A 2,051-nucleotide genomic window follows, 5' to 3' on the forward strand; every position below is an offset into this window, starting at 1 on the left:
CTTCGTGCCGCGCCTTGTCCGGGACACGAGATTGGTCCCGACAAGGTCTCCGTATCCCGGACGCAGCGCAGCGCCTTGGCGATGCACTGCTGAGCTGGGACCCAGCGCCTCGCTCGGCTTGGGGCGAGCCCCTCATTCACCTTTTCCTTTTGTGCACTTGCGCAAGGCCGGCAAAGGCGACTATCTCCAAGCTTACCGCTCCGATCGCGCCTGAAAGCGAGCTGCCTTGGATTCCCCGCAAGATTCTCCGCCGCACGATCCTCAGCAGGAGGTGCCGGCCGTCGTCGAGGCGGCTCCGCGCGAGCCGATCCTGACGCTGCCGTTCGCGCTGACCGCCTATATCGTCCTGCTGGCACTGATCCATCTGCGGGTGCTGCTGCCGCCGGACCTGGAGAACTGGACCATCGACGTCTTCGGCTTCATCCCGAAGCGCTACGATTCCTCACTGCTCAATCTGCAGATCCCCGGCGGCGCCGGCGCCAAGGTCTGGAGCTTCGTCACCTATTCGCTGCTGCACGCCAATCTGACCCATCTCGGCTTCAACGTGCTGTGGCTGCTGCCGTTCGGCAGCGCGCTGGCGCGGCGTTTTGGCGCGATCAGGTTCTTCCTCTTTCTCGCGGTGACGGCGGCGGCCGGGGCGCTCGCCCATCTCGTTACCCATGAGCATGCGGTGGCGCCGATGATCGGCGCTTCGGCCTCGGTGTCGGGCGCGATGGCGGCGGCGATCCGCTTTGCCTTCGTCCGCGGCAGCTTCCTGTCGTTCAGCCGTTCGGACGCCGATACCGCTGCAAGGGTTCCCGCGCTGCCGCTGTCGCGCGCGCTGCGCGACGGGCGGGTGGTCGGCTTCCTCGCGGTGTGGTTCGGCGTCAACATCATCTTCGGCGTCGGCGCGATCGGCATCGATGCCGAAACCACGAGCGTCGCCTGGCAGGCGCATATCGGCGGCTTCTTCGCCGGCCTGTTGCTGTTCGCGCTGTTCGATCCGGTGCCGCGCGTGCGAAACGATGCTGCGGATGCGTCATCACGGGACGTTTCAGACCGAATTTGAAGCGGCGCTTGCGGCGCGGCCCGAATTCATCCATCATTCGCGCGAAGAATGTTCCGAAGCGACAGGCCGCTAGCGGCGATGCTTCGCAAAGCGCCTGAAGCGTGAAACCGGCGCCTAAACTGTTAGTTGAAGACTCGAAGAACAAGTCCGGACTGCCGAAAGGCGGACGGCTCCGATTCAGGGAGGCGACAATGACGGTACGTTCAATTCTCAATACCAAGGGCCACCAGATCATGAGCGTCGAGCCCGATGCCAAGCTGGCTGCCGCGGTCAAACTGCTCGGCGAGAAGAAGATCGGCGCGGTGCTGGTGATGGACCAGAGCCGGCTGGAAGGCATCCTGTCCGAGCGCGACATCGTGCGCGTGATCGGCGAGCGCGGCGCCGGCGCGCTGGACGAGCCGGTGTCCCAGGTCATGACCCGCAAGGTCGTCACCTGCAAGGAGACCGATACGGTCGCCGAGCTCATGGAGACGATGACGACAGGCAAGTTCCGCCATCTGCCCGTGGTCGACAACGGCAAGGTGGTCGGCCTGATCTCGATCGGCGACATCGTCAAGCGCCGCGTCCAGGAATACGAGTCCGAGCAGGAAGCCCTGCGCGACTACATCAAGACGGCCTGACCGGCGTCACTCGCCGGCCTTGGGCGCCGCGCCCTCGGGCGGCGGCGCCAGCGCATGGATCGCCTCCTGGATCGAGTCCAGCGCACGCTCGGCGGCGCGGGTGCCGAGCGCGATGAGGTCGTCGGYGCGATGGAAGTCGAACCAGCCGAACTGGCCGACCCGCGGCGTAATCAGCAGGTCCGGAGGATCGCCGGCGAGGCGGGCGCGGGTGATACGGTCCTGCATGATGTTGAAGGCGTCGACCATCACCGAGGAGAGGCCGGGCCGGTCCCCGCCGCCGAAGAACTCGCGTTTCACCGTCTTCTCGGGCGAGAAGAATCTCGGGAAGCGCCGTTTGGACGTCGTCTCTTCGGCCGCAGGGGCGACCGGTTCAGGCGCAGCGC

2 protein-coding genes and 1 pseudogene are annotated in these 2,051 nt (G+C 66.0%); 2 read left to right on the top strand and 1 reads right to left on the bottom strand.

Annotated elements, in window-relative coordinates; genetic code table 11:
- The first annotated feature begins 226 nt into the window (after nt 1-226).
- Nucleotides 227-1,048, top strand: a complete 822-nt coding sequence (locus AC1D00_RS38415; RefSeq protein WP_025575709.1) for a rhomboid family intramembrane serine protease — start codon at nt 227-229, stop codon at nt 1,046-1,048.
- Between the two features lie 191 nt (nt 1,049-1,239).
- Nucleotides 1,240-1,668, top strand: coding sequence for a CBS domain-containing protein (locus tag AC1D00_RS38420; protein WP_025575707.1), 429 nt, complete (start codon nt 1,240-1,242; stop codon nt 1,666-1,668).
- A 6-nt stretch (nt 1,669-1,674) separates the two neighbouring features.
- Here the strand turns inward: AC1D00_RS38420 and AC1D00_RS38425 are convergent.
- A pseudogene (locus tag AC1D00_RS38425) lies at nt 1,675-2,051 on the bottom strand (patatin-like phospholipase family protein); the annotation flags it as partial.

This window comes from Bradyrhizobium sp. P2_E8, from assembly GCF_056403875.1.